The 23,956-nt window shown below is 70.9% G+C and carries 12 protein-coding genes; 3 read left to right on the forward strand and 9 right to left on the reverse strand.

Annotated elements, in window-relative coordinates; genetic code table 11:
* Positions 1–56: 56 nt before the first annotated feature.
* Positions 57–842 (reverse strand): helix-turn-helix transcriptional regulator, encoded by a 786-nt coding sequence (locus LXN57_RS26395; protein WP_251800910.1) that lies wholly within the window; start codon positions 840–842, stop codon positions 57–59.
* Between the two features lie 27 nt (positions 843–869).
* Positions 870–4,319: an AMP-binding protein gene (locus LXN57_RS26400; protein ID WP_251800911.1), complete on the reverse strand. Its 3,450-nt coding sequence runs from the start codon at positions 4,317–4,319 to the stop codon at positions 870–872.
* Between the two features lie 183 nt (positions 4,320–4,502).
* Between LXN57_RS26400 and LXN57_RS26405 the strand changes: the two genes are divergently transcribed.
* Positions 4,503–7,187, forward strand: coding sequence for a hypothetical protein (locus tag LXN57_RS26405; protein WP_251800912.1), 2,685 nt, complete (start codon positions 4,503–4,505; stop codon positions 7,185–7,187).
* 513 nt (positions 7,188–7,700) lie between these two features.
* Positions 7,701–11,198, forward strand: a complete 3,498-nt coding sequence (locus LXN57_RS26410) for a S8 family serine peptidase (protein WP_251800913.1) — start codon at positions 7,701–7,703, stop codon at positions 11,196–11,198.
* A 391-nt stretch (positions 11,199–11,589) separates the two neighbouring features.
* Here LXN57_RS26410 and LXN57_RS26415 read toward each other — a convergent pair whose 3' ends face one another.
* The 3 genes from LXN57_RS26415 to LXN57_RS26425 all read right to left on the reverse strand — a co-directional run bounded on the left by LXN57_RS26415 (position 11,590) and on the right by LXN57_RS26425 (position 16,327).
* Positions 11,590–12,897, reverse strand: coding sequence for an outer membrane protein assembly factor BamB family protein (locus tag LXN57_RS26415; protein WP_251800914.1), 1,308 nt, complete (start codon positions 12,895–12,897; stop codon positions 11,590–11,592).
* 423 nt (positions 12,898–13,320) lie between these two features.
* Positions 13,321–14,841 (reverse strand): alpha/beta hydrolase-fold protein, encoded by a 1,521-nt coding sequence (locus tag LXN57_RS26420; protein ID WP_251800915.1) that lies wholly within the window; start codon positions 14,839–14,841, stop codon positions 13,321–13,323.
* A gap of 184 nt (positions 14,842–15,025) precedes the next feature.
* Positions 15,026–16,327 (reverse strand): hypothetical protein, encoded by a 1,302-nt coding sequence (locus LXN57_RS26425; protein WP_251800916.1) that lies wholly within the window; start codon positions 16,325–16,327, stop codon positions 15,026–15,028.
* Positions 16,328–16,563: 236 nt separating this feature from the next.
* On the opposite strand from LXN57_RS26425, the gene LXN57_RS26430 reads away from it, so the two are divergent.
* Positions 16,564–17,763, forward strand: a complete 1,200-nt coding sequence (locus LXN57_RS26430) for an ROK family transcriptional regulator (RefSeq protein ID WP_251800917.1) — start codon at positions 16,564–16,566, stop codon at positions 17,761–17,763.
* 94 nt (positions 17,764–17,857) lie between these two features.
* Here LXN57_RS26430 and LXN57_RS26435 read toward each other — a convergent pair whose 3' ends face one another.
* Genes LXN57_RS26435 through LXN57_RS47995 form a run of 4 tightly spaced genes read right to left on the reverse strand, consistent with a single transcriptional unit; the run spans position 17,858 to position 23,935 of the window.
* Complete coding sequence (locus LXN57_RS26435; protein ID WP_251800918.1) at positions 17,858–19,975, reverse strand: transglutaminase TgpA family protein; 2,118 nt, start codon at positions 19,973–19,975, stop codon at positions 17,858–17,860.
* Positions 19,972–20,973, reverse strand: a complete 1,002-nt coding sequence (locus tag LXN57_RS26440) for a DUF58 domain-containing protein (protein ID WP_251800919.1) — start codon at positions 20,971–20,973, stop codon at positions 19,972–19,974. The genes LXN57_RS26435 and LXN57_RS26440 overlap by 4 nt, the downstream gene beginning before the upstream one ends.
* Positions 20,974–20,975: 2 nt before the next feature.
* Positions 20,976–21,923 (reverse strand): AAA family ATPase, encoded by a 948-nt coding sequence (locus LXN57_RS26445; RefSeq protein ID WP_251800920.1) that lies wholly within the window; start codon positions 21,921–21,923, stop codon positions 20,976–20,978.
* A complete protein-coding gene (locus LXN57_RS47995; protein WP_285904678.1) occupies positions 21,923–23,935 on the reverse strand; it encodes a fibronectin type III domain-containing protein in 2,013 nt (670 codons plus the stop codon). Before LXN57_RS47995 ends, LXN57_RS26445 begins: the two co-directional genes overlap by 1 nt.
* Positions 23,936–23,956: the final 21 nt, after the last annotated feature.

Here is a 23,956-nt window from a genome sequence, read left to right on the forward strand (position 1 = left end):
CAAGTCGACGGTAGGTCCGACCGAAACCCCGAATCTTGAACAGGATGTGCGCCGGCTCAGGTGCGGGACACGACACGGGAGAGCGCTCCCGGCGGAACACCGAACACCTTCTTGAACTCGCGGGTGAGGTGTGGCTGATCGGAGAAGTTCACCATCTGCGCGACGTCGTTCAAATTGATTCCGGCGCAGATCAGGTCCCGGGCCCGGGCGACGCGGACCTGGCGAAGGTAGGTCTGCGGGGGAATCCCGATCGTCTTCCGGAAGGAACGGGCGAGATGGCTGGGATTGACGCCGATCGCGCGTGCGAGCTCCGCCGTACGCATCGAGCTCAGGCTGTCCCACTCGATGAGCTCGCACGCCGCTCGCGTGATCGACCACGCGGCCGCCGCAGAGGACTCCACCGCGAAGCGGCATTCCCGCAGCACAAGCCGGAGGGCTCGCTCGATCGACGCGTTGTCCAGGACCGGCTCTGCCAGCGCGTCGGCCAGGTCATGGGTGGACCGGCTTCGTGCCAGCACATCGGTGTGGATGGTGCGGACCTGGTCCGGCGGGACCGCGCCGGTACAACTGTCGAGGAACGCCTCGGACGGATAGAGGACGTGGTACTGCGCGGCGGGGCCCGCGCTCCGACCCGCATGCACCTCGAACGGGTTGAAGAAGAACACGTCGCCGGCTTGGACGGTCTTGGTCCAGCGGCTGGACCGGATATGCGCGGTACCCGTCAAGACGACCACGACCGAATACGTCGCGTGCAGGTGTGGGTCGAAGTCCACCGCCGCCGCCCGCGCACGGAGAAGGTCCGCTCGCTGAAGCGCGAATGTCATCGAGTCGACGCGGGTCACGACGAGCAGTCTTCCCCACCCCGCCGTCTACCGCGACGTCTGCCCAACGTAAGAGCCCGTGCCCCTTCGGACCAGGTGGTGGAGCTCGTTTCGGAACCGGGTCATCCACTGATCGATCTCGGCTCCGGTCCACCACAGCCGCCGGGGCGAGTATTCCCAGACGACGCGGGTCGTGCCGCCGACGACCGCGCATTCGACGTAGAGCGGCGGTTGCCGCACGCCGGCCCCGGGATCCGACACGTCACCGATCGCGGCCGCACTCAGAGAAAGGAGGCCGCTGCGGCTCCGCGTCGGCATCTCGCCCAGGAAGTTGAACGAGAGTGTCGGAGCCGGGGCCTGGCGGATGCTCTGTCGCAGGTCCGGATCGTCGTTCAGATACTTGAGACCTTCGAACGACAGCCCCGCGGACGGGACACCGGCAAGCCGTTCGCCCACCGCCCTCAGCGTTTCGGCTGGGCTCTGGGAGCGGCTGTCCTCGAAGGCGAGCGGGAAGGTGCAGTGCAGATCGCCGACCGTCCGCGAGAGGTCGAGGCCGTGCACCGCTGTCTGTCTCCCCGAGCCGGCGAGCTCGACCACGAGACGCCCGCAGCTCCACTGGCGCTGAGCGGTCCGCACGAGCGCCGTGAGCAGGGTGGTGGCGAGCGGTGCGCGGCCTGCGTCCGGCCCGGTCATCCGTACGCTGCGGAGCGCGCGCGTCTCCTCGGGCGGCAGGCTGTGGCGGGCGGTGGCCAGGTCCTCCGTCCGCGCGCCGGGATGCGCCAGTGGGTCGTAGGTGGCCGGTGCCGGCACTGCGAGCTGAGTCCGCCAGAACTCCAGATCCGCCTTCGCGCCCCGGCGGGCGAAGTCGTTCATCCAGCCGGAGAACACCTCGAAGCGCGCCGATGTCCGGACCAGTCGCAGGGACTCGCCCTGCTCGTCCAACCGGCAGAGCTGGTCCAGGTCATCCAGCAGGATGCGCAGCGTGACCCTGTCCATGACGAGGTGGTTGGCCGCGATGAACAGGCGTTGCCGGGAGCCGGTCTCGATCAGCAGGAGACGCAGCAGCGGGCCGTGCTCGACGCTGACGCGACGATGCTGCTCGCTGAGGAGCAGCGGGAGCGCGTCGGGTCGGTCCGGCGTGACCGACTCGACGGTGAAACTGCCCTCGATGTCGCCGTAGCGCTGGGCGAATCGGCCGTCGTCGCGACGGAACCGCAGGCGCAGGGCCTCGTGCCGGGCGACCAGCGCGGACGCGGCTCGACGGAGGCGGTCCGGGGTGAGCCGCCGATGGACGTCGAGCATGACCGTACGGGTCGACCCGTCCCATTGCCCCAGTTCCAGGGCGTGTCGTTGCGCGGGGCTGAACGGGACGTCACCGATGTCCGCAGCCTCGCCCGGCTCGGGGGGCGCCGACTCGAAGTGGCGTACCAGCGAGATCGCCATCGCCCGCAGGGTCGAGTCGTTCGCGAAGCTCGCCGGCGGGATGCGCGCTCCGGTCCGATCCTCGACGCGCTGGGTCAGATCGATCAACCCGAGCGAGTCGAGGCCGACGTCGAGGAGTGGCCGATCCACCGATACGTCGTTCGGGTCGGCCAGGTGCAGCACCTCCGCGACTTCGGTCTGCAGCAGCCGGAGCACGTACTCCGGCTCGCCGCCCGGGCCCGCCCGGGGCAACGTCTTTGACGTCGGCCCGCGTTGTCCGGAGATCGCCGACGAACGTAGCGAGCCGACTGTCCACTGGTGCTTGCACTGTGCGCGCCGCAGCTTTCCGCTGGTCGTCTTCGGAAGGCTGTCCGGCGTCATCAGCAGGACCTCATGACACTGCACCCCGCAGTGTGAGGTCACCGCGGCCCGGATGGCCGAGGCCGCGCGGTCCAGCGGGATCGGTTCCCTGTCCCGCAGGACCTTCTTGCGCAGCTCGGCCGCCACTACGACCCGCTCGACGCCGTCGACCCGCACCCCGAAGGCGACCGCGTTGCCCGGCCGCAGAATCGGATCGGCCGCCACTACCGCCGCTTCCAGATCCTGCGGATGAATGTTGCGGCCCCCGACGATGATGAGGTCCTTGAGGCGGCCGCAGAGGAACACCTCGCCGTCGTCGCCGATCACCCCGAGATCACCCGTACGCAGGAAACGTCGCCCGTCGTCCGGGCCGTTCCCGGTCGCCGGGCGTGCGGCGAAGACGGCCGTGTTCTCCTCCTCGGTCCGTCCCCAGTAACCGCTCGACACGCTGGGACTGGAGATCCACAGCTCACCGACGGCGTAGGGTGGCCGCGGCCGCCGGGTCTCGGGGTCGACGGCGATCACCGAAACACCCCACTCCGCGTCAGGCACGCCGCTGCCCACGAGCGTCACCGCGGGTGCGCCCGGGGCCGGCGCGACGATCACGCCGTCGCGATCCAGCAGGGCCCGATCCCCGTGGAGCAGCGTCGGCTTCCGGCCGACCCGCCCGCAGACGAACAGCACGGCCTCGGCCATGCCGTAGACGTTGACGAACGACGCCGGATCAAAGCCCATCCGGCTGAGCGCGGCTTCGAAGCGGTCCATCGTGGCGACCAGCATCGGCTCACCGCCCTGCAGGGTGGAGCGGACCGATGAGAGGTCGAACGAGTCGCCATCGCGCAGACCGCGCAACACGTAGTCGTAGCCGAAGTTGGGCCCGGCGATGTGTGTGCCGCGGTAGCGATCGATCGCCTCGAGCCAGAGACGCGGGGCGGCCAGGAAGGTCGCCGAGGAGAAGGCGATGCAGCGCGCCCCGGTGTACATGGCGTTGAGAATCCCGCCGGCCAGCCCCATGTCGTGGAACAGCGGCACCCAGCCGACGAGCACCGACTCGCTATCGACCCGCGTGTTGCGCGCGATCAGCTGGAGATTGTGCGTCAGATTCCGGTGCCGCACGACGACGCCCCTGGGCGCCGACGTCGAGCCGGAGGTGTATTGCAGGTACACGACGTCGTCCGGGCCGAACCGGGCGGCCGCGCGGGCCAGCTGGGCTGCGGCCGCCTCTGGACCGGCGCGTTTGACGCGATTGGACAGCAGCCAGGTGAGTTCGGGCCAGCTCGACGTCTCGCGACCGCGCCAGCGGCCCGCCACGCCGTCGCGTACCGACGCCAGCGTGGTGAGCGCGCGGTACTTCGCATGGGTGAGGGCGACGCGAGCGCCGCTGTCCTCGGCGATGTGCCGGAGCTTGGGCAGCTCCCGATCGAGATGCCGCGGGTCGGGGCTTGCCACCGGGACCGCGATCGCGCCGAGGAGCATGCACCCGAAGAAGCTCGCGACGAACTCCAGACCATCAGGCGGGAAGATGAGCAGCACGCGGTCGCCGGGCACGACCCCGGCCGCCTGCAGGAAGTCGGCGGTGCCGGCCGCCCGCCGCACGATCTCCTGGCGGTCAGCCGCGTCGATCTCGTTCCCGTGGCGATCGAGAAACGTGTAGAGGGGCGCCCCGGGAGCGGCGTCGACGCGGTCGGCCATGGTGGTAAGCAGGCTCGCGGACATCCGGGACTCCGATGAAGGGGGGAGCGACTCGTTCGGACGTTACACCCGTCGTCATGAAGGGAACCGGTCCCGCTGTACGCGCCACCCCGCTGCCGGTCATCGTCGCGGGCGGGGGCGGAGACGCTCTGATCGTTTGCTCCCGTCGACTAGACACGACGATGTCGATCGATGGGAGAGGCGCTGATGCGCAGAGTGATCGCAGCCGTGGTGATGACTACGGCGTTGGTGTTGGGAACAGCCGTCCAAGCGTCGGCGGAACCGTCCGACCCGTTACCCGGCTCCGGCTGGCGGGTGAGCGACGGGCACACACTGACCTGGACCGCGCCGCAGCTGATGGCCGGCGACGCGGTCGTCGAGTTCTACGCCGGGGACCGGGTGCTGGGCCGGCCCAGGACGACCGACCACCGTACGTTCCGGCTCGAGGTGGACCGACTGCCGAAGCCGACTGAACTGCAGGTCCGCGCGGGTGGCCGGCGTATCGACGGGCCGCCGCCGCAGGCGCAGCGCCGGTCCGCGGACGCCGCGAAGCTGCCGGCGCTCGGCCGGGCCGGCGCGGTCGATCCCGGGCGGCCGGGGCCGTACGCGACAGTGACCGGGGAGTACGCGCTGCCCAGCGTCACGCTGCCGGACTATCCGGAGGCGATCGAGATGGAGGCGGTGGTCGTCGCGCCGCAGGGCGCTGAAGGCCCGCGGCCGCTGGCCCTTTTCCTGCACGGGCGGCACTTCACCTGCTTCGCCGGTGACGATCTGGAACAGATCAGCCTGGAGTGGCCCTGTCCGGAGGGCAAGAAGGCGGTCCCGAGCCACCGTGGCTACCTCGAGGCGCAGCGGCTACTCGCATCGCAGGGCTATGTCACGGTGTCGATCTCGGCGAACGGCGTCAACGCGCAGGACAACGACGTCGAGGATCTCGGCGCCCGGGCGCGATCGTCGCTGGTCCGGCTGCACCTGGCCCGCTGGGCGGACTGGTCCGGCAGCGGCCGGGCGTCGGCACCGGCAGCGGTCCGGGCGGCGCCGCGAGCTGATCTGGCCCGCGTGTTCCTGATCGGACACTCGCGGGGCGGCGAGGGTGTGAGCAGGGCCGCGATGGACAGCCTGACCCCGCCGCCGGCAAACCAGGACGGGTATCACGGCCAGGTCCGCTGGACCATCCGCGGCCTGCTGACGATCGGTCCGACGATCTTCGGCCAGAACATCGTTCCGGACGTCCCGTCGGCCACCATCCTGCCCGGCTGCGACGGCGACGTCGCCGACCTGCAGGGCCAGGTGTTCGTGGACGGCACGATCGGCGTCAGCCGTGGGCGGGCGCTGCACAGCGCACTGTTCATGGTCGGCGCGAACCACAACTACTTCAACACCGAGTGGACACCCGGGCAGGCGGTCGCGCCGGCGTTCGACGACTTCCCGGACGACATCCAGGACGCGGTGTGCTCACCCGGCACGCCGACCCGGATCACCGCGACCCAGCAGCAACGGGCCGGAGCCACATACATCGCGGCGGCCGCGCGGCTGTTCGTCGGGGGCGACGACCGGGTGCGCCCGCTGCTCGACGGCACCGGTGTGCGGGCGCCGTCCGCCGATCCGGTCCGGGTGCTGAGCCACGCCGTCGGCGGCGCGCGGACACCGCTGATCGACCCCGACCGGAAGGTACGGGTGAGCGGCGCCGGCGAGCTGTGCGCAGAGGTCAGCCGCGACGACGACCGGGTTTGCCTGCCCTTCTCGGAGGTCGGGCTGCCCCAGTCGCCGCACTTCGCCGACATGCGAAGTGTGCCGGAGGAGGCCGGCCGGTACTCGGTGGAGATGAATTGGTCGCGTACGGGCCAGACAGTGTCGCTCGACCCGCCGCGTGCGATGCCGGTGGTAGGCGCGATGGCGCTGCGGATCGCCGTGCCGCCGAACACGTCGGACAATCGGTTCGGTGTGCTGGTGACCGACGACCGGGGCCGGCGTACCGACCTGGGCGAGGTGCGGCTGGATGGGCTGCCGAGCACCGACCTGCTGCCGCGGTACTGGGCGCAGGAGGTCCGCGTGCCCTTGAAGCGGCCCCAGCGGATCGCCCGGCTCGACCTCGTCCCGCGCGGTGACGCCGGGCAGGCCTGGCTGATCGACGCGTGGGGCTGGCAGCCCGGGACCCCGGCGTCCCGGCCGGTCGGGCTCCCGCGCGTCGACGTGGGCACCCTCGCGGCCCAACCGGCGACGGAGGGCGACTCGGGCGTGCAGACCTTCCAGATGCCGGTCCGGGTCAGCGGCCGCGGCAGCGGGCAGGTTCGCCTTTTCGTCACGGACAGCGTCACCGGCGACACCCGGTCCTGGGTGGCGTCGGTGCGGCCGGGCGACCGCTCAATCCGGGTGCCCGTCCTGGTGCCGGGGGACACCGTCTACACCGGCGACCGGCAGTTCAACGTCAGCGCGAAGGCGGTGCGCGGCCTGGTGGTCGGCGACTACCGGGGCGAGCTGCTGGTGAGTGAGGACGATCCGGCGCCGGCCGTGACCATCACCCCGGTCGCCGACCGGGTGACCGAGGGCGGGACGCTGACCTGGCGGGCCACGATCGACAAGCCGGCGGGCGTGGAGCTCTTCGTGTACGGCCAGCCCACACCGCCCGCGGGCCCGGAGCTGTCCAGCACGGACGTCGACCCGCAGTGGTTCACCGATGTGAGCGGGGAGGACCCGGATCCGTCCCGGCCGCTGTCCGAAACGTTCGCCGGCGTGTTCGGCGTGATTCCGGCCGGGGAGTCGAGCGTCGAGCTGACCATCCCCACCGTCACCGACTCGCTCGACGAACCGGACGAGCAGGTGCGGCTCGAGATGTACGGAATCACTGACGAGACACCGTTCACGACGGTGACCGGCACGGTCACCGACTAGACGGCGCACAAGGCCGCACAGCGGCCTAGAGGATTCGGAGCAGCCTCCGCAGAGTTGGTGTCGGCACGTGGCCACATCGACTCTGCGGAGCAGCGCTAGAAATTGATCACGTACGACAGCACGGGCAACCGCCTCACCTCGACCAACCCGACCGTGGCGGTCAGCAGGTACGAGCCCGCCCCCTCTGCCGCCGTTCGTGCCCAACGCCGCCAGTCGTACGTTCACCTCGCCGCTGGTCATGGTCGCGGGCCGTAGTGGGGCTCCGGCCGTAATGAAGCTGTTGCGGGCACGAAATAGATGATCTTCATATTGTTTGGGATCGCTCCCATCAATCCACTTGCGAGGCTCCTGGTGCCACTGTCGCGTTTACGCGGGGCAGGACTCATCGCCGTGTGCGTGGTCCCGCTCGCTCTAGCCCCGGCGGCTCCGGTCGCCGCCTCGACGGTCGCCTCACCCGGCGCCGGACCGACGGCAACGGTCACTCTCCTTACCGGTGAGAAAGTGACCGTCACCATGACCGCCGACGGAGCTACCAGCCCCCAGGTGCGTGATGAGCAGGGCCGGCCCGTCGGCTTTCTCGCCCAGCGCAAGGGCAGGGACACCTTCGTCTATCCCGACCCGGCCCTGCCGTACGTCTCGGCTGGTCTGCTCGACAAGCAGCTGTTCAACCTGACCGAGCTCGTCGAGGACGGCTACGACGACGCGCACAGCGACCGGCTCCCGCTGATCGTCCGCTACGCCGACAAGTCCGCTCGGGCCAAGGCCTCCGCGTCGCTGGACAGCGCCGAGAAGGTGCTCGACCTCGAGAGCATCCAGGGCGCCGCGCTCAAGGCCGAGCGATCGGACGACTTCTGGATCTCGATCACCTCTACCGGCCAGAAGCGCGTCGCCGACGCCGCGCCCGCCCTCGGCGGGGGCATCACCAAGATCTGGCTGGACGGCAAGTCGAAGGGTGCCCTCGCCGAGAGCACCGCTCAGATCGGCGCGCCGCAGGTGTGGGCCGGCGGCAACACCGGCGCCGGGATCGACGTCGCGGTGCTCGACAGCGGCATCGACCCGGATCACCCGGACCTGGCCGGTCGGATCGTCGCCACGAAGAACTTCGTTCCCGAGTTCCCGATCCTCGACCGGCTGGGCCACGGTACGCATGTCGCCTCGACCATCGCGGGTTCGGGCGCCGCGTCCGGCGGTGTCGAGAAGGGCGTCGCGCCCGGCGTCCGGCTGCACATCGGCAAGGTGCTCGGCGACGACAACTTCGGCGAGAACTCCGGGATCATCGAGGGGATGGAGTGGGCGGCGCGTGACCAGCACGCCAAAATCATCAACCTGAGCCTGGGTGACAGCCCGACCGACGGCACCGACCCGATGAGCATCGCGGTCAACGAGCTCAGCGCCGAGACCGGAGCGCTCTTCGTCATCGCGGCCGGCAACCAAGGGCGCGAGTACGGGATCGGCACGCCCGCAGCCGCGGACGCCGCCCTGAGCGTCGGCGCGGTCGGCAACACTGACGCGCTCGCCGGCTTCTCGAGCATGGGCCCGCGCCTCGGCGACCGCGCGGTCAAGCCCGACCTCACCGCCCCCGGCACCGAGATCCTGGCCGCCCGCTCGCAGTATGCCCAGGAGGGTGAGGGCTCCTACCTCGTCATGAGCGGCACCTCGATGGCGACACCACACGTCGCCGGCGCCGCCGCGCTGCTGGCCGCCAAGCACCCCGAACTGAACGGTCGGCAGCTCAAGGAGCTGCTGATGAGCACCACCAAGCAACTGCCGGGCATGACCGCGTACGCGGGTGGCACCGGCCGCCTCGACGTCGCCGCGGCGGACAAGGCAACCCTCTTCGGCTCCGGCAGTGTCAACTTCGGCTATGCCGAGTGGACCTCACCGGCCGTGAACGCCCCGGTCACACGGCCGGTTCGCTACACCAACCTCGGCGACGCCCCGGTGACGCTCGATCTGTCGGCCTCCTTCAACGGTCTCCCGGCCGGGCAGCTGACGCTGTCGCAACCGCGGCTCACCGTTCCGGCGCACGGCAACGCTGAGGTGAAGGTGACCGTCTCGTTCGACGGGATGCCGTTCGACCAGGCGTTCTCCGGCTTCCTGACCGCGACCGCGGGCTCGGTGATCATGCGTACGACGCTGTCGGTCGGGCAGGAGACCGAACGGCACAAGCTCGTCGTGACGACCAAGGACCGCAGCGGAAAGCCCTTGGCCGGAACGCTCACGGTGATGGGGGCCAACGGCACTTACGAGTACGTCAGTGTCGACGCCACCGGCACCGCGACCCTGCGCCTGCCGGTTGACACGTACGCCGCGTGGTTCAGCGGCGACGTCGAAGGGGCGCACGGCCCCTACTCCAAGGGCGCGGTCCTCATGCCGGCGAACGGGCTCAAGCTCGACCGGGACCGGGCCGTGGTGCTCGACGCCGCCAAGGCCAAGCGTGTCCGGACCAGCACCCCCGAACGCGCCGACGTGACCGAAGCGAGCTTCAGTTTCAGCCAGCAGAGCCGGATCAGCGGCGGTAGCAACTGGTTCGCCGGGGTGGCGCCGGACGCCTCGTACGACAGTGTCTGGGCACTGCCCACCGGAAACACCGAGACGGACGGCTTCGCGTTCGGCACCCGCTGGCGTCTCACCCAGCCGGCCCTGGAGATCGCCGGCTACGACGACCTGCGGGTGCAGCACGCCGCTCAACCCCTGCCGACCGGTTCGTCGCACATCGACGCCGTCCTCGCCGGTGACCGTGACGTCCGCGGCAAAGCCCTCGTGGTGCGACACGACACCGCGAAGAAGATCGAGGACGAGGCGGCGGCCGCGGCCGCCGCGGGCGCCCGCATGCTGGTGGTCGTCAACGACGGAGTCGGCCGGCTCGCGCCGTGGACGACCTCGGAATGGGGGCCCGTGGACCCGCCGCCCGTCACCGTGGTCACGCTCTCGCACGACCAGGGGAACCAGCTGATCAGCCGGATCCAGCGGGACCGGCGGGTCAAGCTCGACGTGACGTCGAACCCGGCCGCGAAGTACGTCTATGACCTGCAGCGCGACTATCAGGGTGGTCTGCCGGCCGACCTGACCTACCGGACGGACAAGTCCAACCTGGCTCGCATCACGGCGTCCTACCGCAACTGGCGTTCGGACCGCGTCCTGCAAGCGCGCGGCAGTCGCGGCGCCGGCAACACCACGACGTCGCTCACGCCGGCGCCGGCCCCGGCGCAGGGCGAGCGGACCGAATGGGTCACCGCGGGAATCCCCTGGTCCACCCAGGTCCTGATCCCCAACGTGATCAGCCAGCAGTCGGAGTGGAAGACTTACCGCGCCGGGGACAAAGCCGCGGAGACGTGGTTCAGCCCGGTGCACCGGCCGCGCCTGACCAGCATCTCGGACACGGTGGTCCGGCACAGCGGTGACGCGTTCCAGGCGTCCGTTCCCGGCTGGGGCGACTCCGGCGCCGCACACATGGGCGCCATGGCGTGGGGTACGGCTCAGCAGTCGCTGCGGCTTTATCAGGGCAAGGACCTGATCGCCCGCAGCGACGACGACAACGCCGGGCTCTACCTCACCCTCGCCCCGGAACGCCTGCCTTACCGGTTGGTATCGGAGAACAGTCGCGGCGAGGTCGCCGGACCGTACTCGACGAGCACGCGCACCGAGTGGGGCTTCACGTCGGGTCCGGTCAAGTCCGGCCAGGACGAGAAGCCGGCGCTGATCCAGCTCGACTACGCGGTCAGGACCGACCCGGCCGGGAAGGCCGACCGGCACGCCGATCTGGACGTGACCCCGTCGACCCTGCCGGGGGTCGTGGGCGCCGGAACCCTCCGGCAGGTCACGGTCGACGTCTCTTACGACGACGGCAGAACCTGGCAGCACACCGACCTGCGGCGGGAGGGACACGTCTGGCGGGCCAAGCTCGACGCTCCGCACAAAGCGGCGTTCGTCACGCTGCGCACGACCGCCTCGGACAGTCGGGGCAACACCGTCGACCAGCGCATCACCCGCGCCTTCGGCTTGAAGTGATCCCTCCGGGGTGGGACCGCGACGCGGCCCCACCCCGGCCTCGACCATCTGGCCATCGGCCCAAGTGCGGTTCCGGCCGGCGAAATGCGCCGCGGCGGCGTGGGCCACCACACCGCTGACCTCATCGGTCAGAGCACGCGGCGAGTGGTGGCCGCCATGAGGTCGGGCTGGTTCGGCGGTCGGGCAGGCCCAGAGCACCAGTACGAAGAACACCGGCAGAACGCAGTGGCGATCTCCGCCGACGTCACTCGTCCCTCCGGTCTGTCGAGTGCCGCGCTGATCGCGGGCACGGCTCCACTGGCATCGGCCGAGGCCAACCGCGATGCCGTCGCGGCGCGGCTGCCGGTGCACCCGGCCGGCGCCATAGGAGAAGCCGGGGGCCTTCCAGATCTCAGCGACGTTCCAGGGGTCGATCAACGGCGGTGACGGTCAAGGTATCCGCGCGCGGGCAGATCAGATAGCCGGACGAGCCCTGGCAGCTCTGCTCGGCGAGCCGGTCGACCGTGCCGAGGGCGGTCTGCCGGCCACTCGTCAGGTCGAGGCGGTTCACGGCGGTGCGATCTTGGGACTTTCCCGTGGCGCGCAGCAGGATCAGTGAACCGGCCGGGCCGGCCACGAACGCCTCCTGGCCGCCGAGCGGACGGCCGATCGTGCGGCCGGTGGTGGCGTCGACCAGGACCGTCGTGGCCGAGGCCAGGTTGGCGGCGGCGGAGAGCAGCAGGCGGTCGGCGCCGAGGTTCCACACGAAGCGCATGTCGTCGCGCCGCCAGGTCTGCCGGCCGGTTGCGGGATCGCGGCCGGCCACACCGCGCACACCGGCCGTACAGATCAGCGGGCCGCAGCCGGTGACGTAGCCGATCAGCTCGTCGGACAACCACAGCCGGCGCAGGTCGCCGGCGCGGTAGATGGTGGCAGCGGTCTGGGCGGACGCCGTGCGGATCACCACCAGTTGGGCGCCGACCGGGAAGAACGTCGCGGAATACACCCCGTTCCAGGGGATGCGGCTGCGGTGGCGTACGGCGCCGTCGTCGTAGTTGTAGACGGTGGCGTCGCCAGTGGTGGTCATCGTGACGACCGACGTGGGCCGGCCACCTTCGGTGATCGTTGTCCATTCCTCGGCCGGGGTTATCGACCGTCGCCACACCTGGCGGCCGTCGCGCAGCCCGACCAGGCGCAGACCGGTGGTCGCACCGGACTGGCTGGTCTCGGCGAGCAGCACGCCACTACCCGACGGCGACGAGGAGGCGCCGGCGGCCTGCCAGCGTTGTGTGCCGGTTGCCGAGTCGAGCGCGATCGTGCGGGATCCCGGCGCAGAGGGGGCCGAGCCGATCGGTAACGGGCCCGTGGTCACCAGCACGACATCTCCGGCGGGCCGGATTCCGTACGCGTCGCCGGTCGGCGCGCTCCATCGCAGGCGGCCGGTGTGCAGGTCAAATGCGACAACCTCCGCCGGCCCGGAAGGACTGCTGCGATTCAGGTAAACAGTCCGGCCGTCCACAGCCACGGTGTCGCTCGGCTGCAACGCCGTCGTCCAGAGCGGCCGCACCAGAGACGGCGCCGGCGGCGTCGAGGCGGTCATCGCCGCCAGACCCAGCGCGGTCAGAACGACCAGCGCGAGCCGGCGCAGCCGCGGCAGGTTGACCGGCGCGGTAGCTGCCCCGGTGGCAGCCCCTGCGTTACCGAGGTCAATCAGAGTCATCGTCAGCCGACCAACGTCACCGCGCACGCGTCCCGCATCTTGTAGGCAAGATAGCGCGACGGCGCGGTCACCGGCTCGTATCAGCACCACTTGCACTGGTCCTGACCAAGAAGCGTGGGCGACATGCACTGTCAGTCGGACTCGCCGCATCCCGAACTCAAGGACACAGCTCCCGGGATGCGATCACCGTGTGACTATCACTCGTGTCGAGCTCCGGACACGGCTAGTACCGGGTGAACCGGTACTGGATGAACCGGTACCGGCTGACCAAGGTGGTCGATGAGTTCGGTGGCCAGACCGACATTGCGTACGAGGGTTCGACCTGCGTAGCTGTCCGCCTCGTGCCGGCGAGGTAACGGCGATCTCACCAGTCGGCTTCGGAGCCTTCTTGACCCGGACGGCTCGACGTTCAGTTCGAACGTGCTATCCCGGACGACTGACGCTGGTGCCGCTCTCACTTTCGCCATGACCGCCCGGTCTGCCCGGGTGGGTCAAGGTGACCCGAGCTGAGCCCGACTTGGCCGGGTCGAGCACCGATGTCGCCGCGACGGTGAGCGATGACGCGGTCTCGGCGGCGGCGACCGAGAGGACACCGTCTGCGGAGACGGTCGTGCGGGCCGAGGTCGCTCCCTGGACCGACCAGGTCACCGCGGGGCTCACCCCTTCGTTGGTCGTCACTCGGGCGCTGAATTGCTTGACCCAGTTCCAGCCCTTGGTCAGGCGCACGGTCGAAGGATTCACCGACACGGAGTCGACCCCCGACCACAGGTGGTCGCGGGCGAAGATGGTGAAGAGTTGACCTGCCGTCATGCCGTCGTGCGCGCCGGGAACCTGGGTCGTCGCGGCGGCGAACCCGCGGGCCCGGAAGTTGTCCGCGATGGCGTTTTGAGCGTCGAGGTTGCCCTCGAAAATGCCGTTACCTAGGAGGACGAACAGATCATCTTCCTCTACCGCGCCGGCGATGTTGTCGTAGTCCTGCGGGGTCAGGGCCGGGTTGCCGGAGAAATGCCCATAGAACCCGAACGTGGTCGGATAGTTCCTGATGACAACGCCGCCGGTCATTCCGCCGTACGAAAACCCGGCGTAGGCGCGCCCTTCACGTTCGGTCGAGACGTTGTAGCCGGCCTCGATCAGAGGAAGGATCGTCCGGACCAGGTTGTTGGCGGCGTTGGTCTGGTTGTACGAGGCGAAGTCAAGGCCAGTGCCCGTGAAGTGATTGCCCATGGTGACGACCACCGTGGGCTCGATCTCGCCCCTGGCCGTCATGTTGTCCAGGATGTTCGGGACGTTGGCCGGGATCATGAAATCGGTTTCGTCACCGAAGATGCCGTGGGCGAGATACGCGACCTTGTACGGCTCCGGGCGGCGAGCGTCGTAGTTGGCCGGCAGGTAGACGCCGAGGTAGTGGCCGCTGTCGCCCAGGATCGTGGTGTAGGGAATGTACCGGACGGTGCCCCGCCTCGATCGGTACGTGATCGGCAGCTCGTATGCCGCGCGTTCCTTGAGAATCCGGTCCTTCTGCTTGGCGGCGTACGGCACGTGGACGGCATCAAGGACATCGTTGTTCCGGACTCGGAAGGACGACTCGCCCGGAGGCCGCGGTTTCGTCGAGGCGGGATCCCAGATGCGCTTGTTCACCCAGCCCTGAGTCGGATCCCAGACCCGGTACCAATAGCTCAGCCCGCCGGCGTGCAGCGGGACGGAGACCGACCAGTAGCCCCGCGCGCCCTTGGTCATGTCCCTGAGGAACTCGACGCCTCCAGCGTGGTACCGCCCCGGCTGCCACGCTTGCGGCTGATACCGGGTGGTGCCGGTACGGACATCGAGCAGAGTGAGATCGCCGGCCAGGCGAACCTGCGTGGCGTGGGGATTGCGGTAGACGAACTTGACGGTGTAACCGGTCGGTGAATGGCGATCCGCCTTGACGGTTGCGCCTTCCACCATCGCGGGTCTTCCGGTGGCAGCGGCCGGCGCGGAGACGATGAGGCCTGCGCCGAGTGACCCGCCCGCGACCAACAGCATCGCACGCCGAAGCCGAGAGCCTCCGATTGCTTTTCTCATCTGATCTGCTCCTCCGGAATCCGCACCCTGTTCAGACAGCGGGCTTCTGCCGTCCGATGGGACAACCTCATTGGTCGAGAAGCCACTGCAGAATGGTTCTGTCGGCGTAAGTCGGAGCGGCCGCGAGGTGGTGGTCCGGCTCGTAGAACGCCGAGTCGGCGTACTCGGTGTACTTGACCACTGCGTTGGCCTGAGCGGGGGTTTTCCCGAGCGCCATGTAGGCGTTCCAGATGCGGTTGTATGACGTCTGCCCGGTCGTGAGCACGTTGAGGAGGTGGTCATGGGTGCCGTGGGTGATCCAGACCGGCGTACCGGACGCGGCGATGGCGGTCGCCTGGGATGCCTCAACGGCAAAGCCCCCGGTGATCAGAACACCATCGAAGAGATCCGCCTGGGCAGTCAACGCGGCCCAGGCGAGCGTGGAACCGTATGAGACGGTGGACGCGTAGATCCGGTTCTGGTCCACCGAGAATTTCCGGGTGAAGGCGTTCAGGAGCTCAACCATGACGTTCGCCTGCATGGCCGGGGTCCCGACTCGCTGATTCTGCGGGGCCAGCACGATGACGTCCTCGTCGGTGCCCGTCCACTTCTCCTGCAACCATGCGGTCGCGGGGATGTCCGCCGCCACCTGAACCCCTTCGTTGGCGCCGTTGAATCCCATGCCGTGCCCCGGCAGGATGACGACAACCGGGTACTTCTTGGTGGCGTCATAGCCTCCGGGCAAGTGGTAGGCGTACGGAATCATCGTGCCTGAGGTCGTGGTGAACCTCTGGTAGACGAAATCGTCGACCAGCAGGTTGATCGCGGGCTTGGTGGGCGCGTATGCCTTACCGGACGCCGTTGCCAGCCGATGACCGCGGCCTTTTCCGTTGCCCGGTTGCCCGTAGACGTCCTCGTTCTGCACGACCCGCGTCTGCAGGTCAGGGTTGACCTTGACGTGGTTGCCCGCCGCCATGACCGTGTTGCCGCCGGGATCTGTCGCGTCCAGTTCGATGATGACGAAGTTGCCCCGGTCGGACCGCTTGTCCGCGTTCAGCGCCGGCGCGTCATTGGTATAGACCGCGGCGATCGTACGGTCGGCTCGCTTCGCCGGGTCGGCGATGTCCTCGACCGGATTGAAGCGGAAGTTGTAGAGGCTGTCCGAAACCGTATAGGTATCGCGGTCCAGTGTCCGCGCGTTCACCTCGGACGAGTACTCGACCGCAACGGCCGTGACCTTTTGGCCGAAGGCGAGAACCTGCGTGATCGGGATCACGCTGCGCACTCCGGAGCCGCCGCGGTCGGCCGGTGTCGCGGTAGCGGTACCAGGGGAGATCAAGACCGCGGCGAAAAGGACGGTGATCGCAGCCAGGGGTGTTCGCTTCGACACTGGTTGTTCCTCCAATCGCTGCCCGCCGCTTCGTCGGGAAGCGCCGTGGAACGGACGCTACGCAACACCCTCGAAACAATCAATAGACGTAAACAATTCACCTAGAGCGATTTCTTTATGACCAATCTGCCATATATATGCTTTCCTGCAGCCGAGAATCAGCATGTGCTACCGAAGGCACGTGGAGAGACCTCACCGGTAGCAAAGTTATGACCAGACAGCTATAAATTACGGCTATGTCCATCACCTCGGACGCTGCCCACGACATCGGTCTCACCGGCACGGAACAAGCCGTCCTGCGGGCTTTGTCCGACGGCCGGCAACGCACCGTGGCCGAACTCTGTACCGAGCTCTCGGCGGCGCGCAGCAGCGTTGTGCACGCGCTGAACAGCCTTCGAACGGCAGGCGTGGTGGTGGAACGTCCCTCTGGCCGTCCGGCGAGAGGACGGCCGGCCCGCGGTTGGTCCGTCGCGGCGTCGCCCGGGCTGATCGCCGTGGTACTGACCGCGGCCCACGGCGTCCTCGCCGGCGTGGTACGACCGGACGGCGAAGTCCTGGCGAAGGTGCACGGTGCAGCGGACTTCACCGCACCGGCGGGGGCCCTCGAATTACTCGATCGTGCCCTCGCCGAAGCCGGGGTGACGCGCCGCCAGATCGAGCTCGCCGTTCTCGGGCTACCCGGCCCATCGATGTTCGCCCGGACTGTCGGCACGGACTCGCTCGGAGGATCACATCTGCGGCGATTCCGCTTCTGGGACGGGCGGCCCGCCGCGGATGTGGTGGGCGAGTTTCTCGATCGTCCGGTCTTCTGCGAGAACGACGCCAATCTGGCAGCGCTCGGTGAGGCCGTCTACGGCGACGTGGCAGGCCTGCATACCGTGCTGCATATCTCCCTCACGCACGGGACCGGGGCCGGTCTGGTCATCGGCGGCACCCTGCACCGCGGCGGCTCGCGGCTGGCCGGTGAAGTCGGGCACCTCCACGTCGATGACGGCGGGCAGCTTTGCGAATGCGGTGCACGTGGTTGCTTCTGGCAGACCACCAGCATTCCGGCCCTGCTCGCTGACCTTGCCACAGCGCACGGAAGAACCTTCACGGTGAGCGATCTTGATGCGGCGGCCGCCTTGGGAGACCTCGAGATCATGCGGGCGCTTCGTGGATTCGGCCGTTCCTTCGGCCGCCGCGTCGCCGATTTCGTGGTATTCCTCGACCCTCAGGCCATCATCGTGGACCACACCCTGGGCGCCGCTTCCGTCGTCATCGCAGACGGCATTCGGGAAGCGGTGGATCAATACGCCCCGCCGATGATGGCAGCGTCGGTAAAGATCTCCTCCGGGTCGCTGGGCGCATCGGCACATCTCAAGGGAGCGGCGGCCCTTGTCCGTACGGAGCAGCTCCTCGACATATCACGGCTCGGCTCCCGGGCGTCCGTGTGAGTGGCCGCCGCTGAGCACGGCTGCACTCAACGACTTGACCGCAGAACTGGGTCGCCGCGTTGCCCGAGTTCGGTTGTGAAAGTCCCGCGTCCGGCTAACGCGGTCTGGGCCGCCGCGATGGTGGCGTCATGAACGACCAGGACGGTCGCGGCGATGTCGGACTGGTCGATGTCGGCGTCAAGATCGTGAGGCTGCGCGGCCCGGCCGCCGCGCGCAGCCGATCCCGGACCCCCTGGTCGGCCAGGTCCCGCCGGACCACCCGGACGGCCGCCCACGCCTCGTCGACGTCGGCCGGGCCCACCTCGTCGCCCGACCACACCGCACGGTCGACGACCGCGCCGAGCCGCCGCAACCCGGCCGCCCGGGGCGCGGGGGCTGCCTCGGCCAGGTCGCGCAAGGTCAGAGCGGGGGAGACGGTCACCCCGTACGCCCGCAAGCGGTCGCGGACCTCCTGGGCCGCCGCCAGCACGCCCGGCGCTCCGGTGCGCCGTCGCCGCAGCCGGGCCCGAGCCACCCACAGCAGCGGCACCACGGCCGGCCCGGCCAGCAGCCCGACCGGCGTCAGCAGCAGCCACAACGACCACCGCCGCGACGTCTCCGCCGCCGGCCGGGGCGCCGCCACGGCGGTCGGGGGAGTCGCCGCGACGGCACCCGGCGGTGGCGCGGACCGGGCCTGCTGAGCCGCGGCGGCCGGACCGCTGATCCGTACGCCGGTGGCCGAAGCCTGCCCGGTCGGGTCGAGCGGGACCCAGCCCACCCCGGCGACCGCCACCTCGGGCCAGGCCAGCGCGTCGCCGTTACGCACCGTGTAGGCGCCGTCGGTGTCCGGCCGGGCAGGCGTGCGGTAGCCGACGGCCAGCCGGGCCGGGATGCCGATCATTCGGGCCAGCACGACGTAGGCCGCCGCGAACTGCTCGCTGGTCCCGCGCCGGCTCGTCCGCAGGAACTCGGTGAGCTGGGGCCAGCCATGGCCGGCAGGGAGGTCGTCCCCGACAGCCAGCCGGTAGCGGGTGCGGAACCACTGTTCCATCCGCAGGGCGGTGCGGAACGACGGGCGTTGCCCGCCGGCTGCCTGCGCTGCCAGCTCGGCCGTGCCCGCGGGCGCGCTGCCGATCGGGTCGAGCCCGCCCGCCGCGTCGTTGTCCACCCCGGATCGCAGCAGCGTCGCCCCGTCGATCTGGGGCTCCCACCAGCGCAGGGTGTAGTCGACCGGCCCGGCTAGCAGCAGCGTGCCGTGCGAGGGCGCGATGTAGGGCGCCGCCCCCTCGACCGCGGCCGGCCAGGTCTGGCTGGGCAGCCACGGGCCGGGCGCCCCGGCGATGCTCGCGCTCCGTTCGCGCACCGGGCCCGTCGTGCCCGGCGCGAGCCGTGCCCCGAGGCGGCGCAGCCGGTCGCCGGGGGTCCAGGTCACGCCGTCGAACCGGTCGAGCACCACCAGCGGCCACCGGTCGGGCACGGCGTCGGTGCGGAACCGGAAGACTGGTGTCCCGGGGCGGGCCAGCCGGCCCGGGAGCTCGTCGAGCGGGCTGGTCAGTGCGGCCGGCACCGATGGCGTGGGCGGGTCGGCCCGGAACGAGAAGCGGGGCGCCCCGGCCGGTGCGGCCAGACCGGTCAGCACCACCGCTGCGGCCACGCCGGCGGCGGTCGTGGCCAGGAGGCGCGCCCGCCGGTTGGTGACCAGCAGCAGCCCGGCCAGCACGGCCCAGACCAGGGCGACGCCCGCCGCCGGCCCGGGGGCGAGGGGGACGTGGGCCTGGGCGAAGACCAGCAGGGCCAGACCGGGCAGCAGGGACGGCAGCGGGCCGCGGAGCCGGTGCAGCAGTTCCAGCCCGGCCACCGCGGCCACGACGACCAGCAGCGGCACGAAGATCAGCAGGCCCGGCTCGGGCCGGACCGGCCACGTCGACTCCAAGGTCCGCCCCCACGACCGGGTCACGCCGTCGGTCAGACCGTGCAGCGTGGCCGCGGTTGGCAGCCCGGCCACCGTCGTGTGCCACAGCACCGTCTCGCCGACCGCCAGTACCCCGGCCGCGGCAGCCAGCAGCGGCCGCCAGTCGGGCCGGCGTTGGGCGGCCAGGGCGGCCGCGAGCACCGCCAGCCCGGCCGCCGCAACCGGCCCGAACAGCGCGGTCAACCCGAACACAGGCGCGAACAGCAAGCCGCCCACCACCGCCGTGGCCACGACGACCGAAGTCCGGACGCCGTCGTTCATCGGTGGGCCTCGTTCCAAACCCGCAACGCCTGCTCGGCGCCGACGCCCGGGCCGAGGGCGAGCACCACGAGGCTGTCGAAGGCCCGGCCGAGCGCGGCCGGTGCCCCGGGCTCGCCGGTGATCAGCGCGAGCCGTCCGCCGCCGTGTGCGGTCAGCGGGCCCGTGCCGTCCGGCCGCACGGCGGCCAGAACCTCGAGGAAGGGCCCGGCCAGCTCGCGGCCGTCCGCGGTGACAAGGCGCGTCGGCACCCCGGCCCGGGCGGCCGCGCCGAGCAGCGACGCGGCCAGGTCCACGGCCTCCTCGAAGTCGTCCGCGCCCAGCACCCCGGCCCGGGTGTCCAGCAGCACGGTCAGCCGGGCCTGCCGGGGATCGCCGAGGTCGCGCACCATCAGCCGGCCGGTGTGGGCCGTGGCCCGCCAATGGATCCGGCGCACCTCGTCGCCCGGCTCGTACTCGCGGATGCCGCGCGGCTCGGCCGACCCTCGCCGCAGATCGTCGGTGGCCGGGCCGGGTGGCGTCCGGCGCGACGGGCCTCCGCCGGCCCGGGCCGGGAGCTGCCGCGGATAGACGACCAGCGTCGTGGCCGATCCGGTGCGGTGGCGGCTGCGGGCCAGCCCGAGCGGATCCTCGCGGCCGATCTCGAGCGGTCCGACCGGGTACCGGCCGCGCACGCCGGTCGGCAGCGGGTATTCGGCGGTCGCGGCGGTCCGCACCAGATGGACCTGCCCGGCGACCACATCCCGGATCTCGACCTCGGTGCCGGTTGGCCGCACGGTGAGCACGGCTGTCGCCGGGCGGCCGCGTTCCACCCGGGCCGGGCTGATCGTCCGGGTGACCGCGACGGGCGGGCCACGCCGTACGGTCAGCAGGGCCACGGAGACGGCGGCGAGCCCGGCCGCCCCGATCAGGGCCGGCAGGGGATAACGCAGCCACCAGCCACTGGCCAGCAGCACCGTGGCGGCGATCAGGACCGCGTAGCCACGCCGAGTCGGCCGCACCGTCAGTGGCCGGCGCCCGCCGCGGGCACGGCGATTGCGGCAAGCACCTCGGCGATGATGTCCTCGTCGCCCCGGCCGGCCAGCTCCGCCTCGGGCGTGCGGACCAACCGGTGCGCGAGGACCGGCCGGGCCACGTCCTTCACGTCGTCCGGGGTCACGAAGTCGCGCCCGGCCACCGCGGCCAGCCCCTGGGCGGCCCGCACGAGCGCGATGCTGCCGCGCACGCTCACTCCGAACCGGACCGCCGGGTGGGTCCGGGTGGCGGCGGACAACGCGACCGCGTATCCGGCGACCGCCTCGTCCACCCGCAGCGTCCGCACCTGGGTCAGGGCATCCCGCAGCACCCCGATGTCGACCACCGGCCGCAGGTCGTCGGGCGACTCGCCGAAGCGGTCGGCCAGCACCACCCGCACCTCGTCGGCCGCGTCGGGATACCCCACCGAGAGCCGCATCAGGAACCGGTCGAGCTGCGCCTCGGGGAGCCGGTAGGTGCCCTCCAGCTCGATCGGGTTCTGGGTGGCCACGACCAGGAAGGGCCGGGGTGCCTCGTACGTCTCGGCGTCCACCGTGACCCGCCGCTCGGCCATCACCTCGAGCAGCGCCGACTGGGTCTTGGGCGTACCCCGGTTGATCTCGTCGGCCACCACGACGTTGGCGAACACCGCGCCCGGGTGGAACGTGAACCGGTCGTGTCCGGGCAGGAACACGCTGACCCCGGTGATGTCGCCCGGCAGCAGGTCCGGGGTGAACTGGATGCGGTGCAGCGTCCCGCCGATGCTGCGGGCCAGGCACCGGGCCAGCGACGTCTTGCCCAGGCCGGGCACGTCCTCGATGAGCAGGTGGCCCTCGGCGAGCAGGGCGGCCACCGCGTACCGGACCAGGCGGGGCTTGCCGCGGATGATCCGCTCGACGTTCTCGATGATCCGGGTGGCGATCAGGTGGGCCGTCACTACGGTCCCTTCTCGGGCCAGAGGAAGCGGTTGGACTGGGTGTCGCCCACGTCGACCCAGAGCGTCTGGCCCACGCCGCTGAACGGGAACCGGGTGCGCGAGCGCAGGTAGCCCTGGTCGTTGGTGGTGAGCTCGGCCCCCACGTTGAACCGGCCCCAGGCCGAGGCCACCGGCGTTATCTGGATCTCGGTGCGGGGCGGGAAGCCGAACAGCTCGATGTACGGGTAGGCGCAATCAGGCGGGCCGCACTTGTCCTCGTACGTAGTGTCCGCGCCGCGGTGAACAGTGATCCACCGGCTCGGCAGGGCCGCCTCCACCACCGCGGGTACACCGACGCCGCCGGCGGTGCGGGCGAGAACCCCGATCCGGTACGGCCTCTCGCGCACCAGTCCACCGATCGCGACAGTCCGCGCCTGCCCACCGGTGGTGGTGGCGCCCGTGGCACCGTCAGCGGCGGTCCACGTCACCTCGTAGGCGGTGATGTCGGAGCCGTTGGGCGGGGCAGCGTCCCAGGTCAGGATCATCTCGAGGCCGCGGGCGACGGCGGTCAGGCCGGGCGGCATCCCGGGCCGGCTCGGCGGCAACACAGGCGTCTCCGGTGGGCCGGTGGGTCCGGGCGGCCCGGTAGCTTCAGGCGGCTCGTTCTCTCCGGGCGGCCCGGTAGCCTCAGGCGGCCCGTCCCCGGACGGCCCCTCTCCGGGTGGCGCGGTGGTTCCGGGTGGCGCGGTGGTGCTCGGCGGGCCGGTGGTCCAGGGCGGCGCGATCGTTGCGGGCAGGCCGGTCGTTCCCGACGGGTCCGCTGCGCCGGTCGGCGTGATCGAGTCGCCGATCGCCGGGTTCGTCGCTGTCGGAGCGAGCACCGGGGAGCCGGGCGACGCGCTGGTGGGCGGCCCGGTGGCCGGGGCGTCGGGGGCCGCGCCGGACGACCGTGATCCGGCCGGCCTCGCGGCACCCACACCGGGGGTGGCCGTCTCGGCGCCGCCTTGGTCGTCCACCACGAACACGTGCCGCCCCTGACCGGCCTGCACGTACACCCGGCCGTCCTGGCCCTGGCTCAGCTGCGCGTCCCCGCTGCCCGGCGGCAACTGCGTGATCCGCAACGGCCGTCCGGCCGGGGAGTACGTGTGGATCTGCCGCCGCTTCAGATCGAGCAGCACCACCGACGACCGCCCGGCCATCGGCGCCGCCCACCGTCCGGCCGGCAGGGCCACCCCTCCGGCGATCCCGCGCGTGTCGAGCAGCAACAGGTCCCCGCCGGCCAGCACGGCGAGGCGGCCCTGGACCGAGGCCGGGGCGACCCGCAGACCGGCCGGCAGATCGGCGCCGACCGAGGTCATCCGGCCCGGCCCGTCGGTGGTCAGCGTGGTCAGGGTGTCGTCGGCCGAGTCGAGGAAGACCGGCACCCCGTCGAGCACGCTCAGCGCCCCGGTGGTGCCCGGCGGCACCGGGATCGCGCAGGTCACCCGGTCGGCGCCGGGTGGCAGGTGACAGAGCAGCCCGGCCGCGGGCCGGTGCAGCCACAGCGTGCCGTCCGGGGTGGCCACCGGCGCGCCGAGCGGACCGCCGGCCTCGATCACCGTCCGGTCCGGCCCGAGCCGCACCACCTGGCCGGTCTGGCGGTAGACCGCGTACGGCAGCCCGCCCGCCTCCACAGTGGCCGGCCGCTCGCGGGCCGGTGGGGTTGACGTGCCCGTCACTTTCAGGCTCGACCGGTCCAGTTCTCGGATGTCTTCCGAGCCGATCACGTATGTGCTGTGCTCGCCCTCCACGACCTCGGTGCCCGGCTCGACCCGGCCCACGGCGGCCCGGGCGTCGACCGTACGGCTGACTCCGTTGACGTGGAAGACGACCCCGTGACCGGGGTCGGCGAACCACCGGCCGACCGCGGCGAACCGCACGCCCGGGCCGCCGGTGCTCGCTCCGGACACCGCAGCCACCCCGGCCACCAGCGACACCACGATCAGCACCACCAGCGGCCAGCGGTTCCGCCCCCCGCCGCTCGACCTGCTCACCGGCCGAGCATAGACAACCGC

The sequence above is a fragment of the Paractinoplanes hotanensis genome (assembly GCF_023717965.1).
In the GTDB taxonomy this organism is placed as follows: domain Bacteria; phylum Actinomycetota; class Actinomycetes; order Mycobacteriales; family Micromonosporaceae; genus Actinoplanes; species Actinoplanes polyasparticus.